This window comes from Vibrio sp. 10N.222.55.C6 (assembly GCF_041473395.1).
GTDB lineage: Bacteria > Pseudomonadota > Gammaproteobacteria > Enterobacterales > Vibrionaceae > Vibrio > Vibrio crassostreae_C.
Window position 1 is genome coordinate 1 of the sequence record NZ_JBFRSD010001070.1, and the last position, 373, is coordinate 373.

1 pseudogene is annotated in these 373 nt (G+C 46.4%); it reads left to right on the forward strand.

Features of this window, described 5'->3' with window-relative positions:
• Nucleotides 1-373: pseudogene (locus AB4486_RS27590) on the forward strand (transporter); the annotation flags it as partial.

Consider the following 373-nt stretch of genomic DNA (forward strand, 5'->3'; position numbering starts at 1 on the left):
CCAGACGATGTTGATCTTCATGCTTACCTTGCGGTTTGGCAGCGATTTGAAGGCAATGAAAGTGAATCCAATAAGCACATGGAGAAACTGGAAAGTCTGAACAAAGGTAAAGCAGAAGACATCAAACGCATTTTTGCTACGGTCGACCGCGTGTTAGAAACACCGTTGAAAGAGTCTGCGGATAAAGGCTTGCTTGATCATCATGGCGCGATTGTCACTTTGGGCTATGCGCTTAATCCAGACGGCTCTATGCATCAAATTTTGATTGAGCGTCTTGAGACAACATTGGCGATGGCTAAGGCGAACTCAGATGCGATGATCGTGTTAACGGGTGGCGTGCCCAAGAACCACAAGACTGAAGGTAAGTTAATGG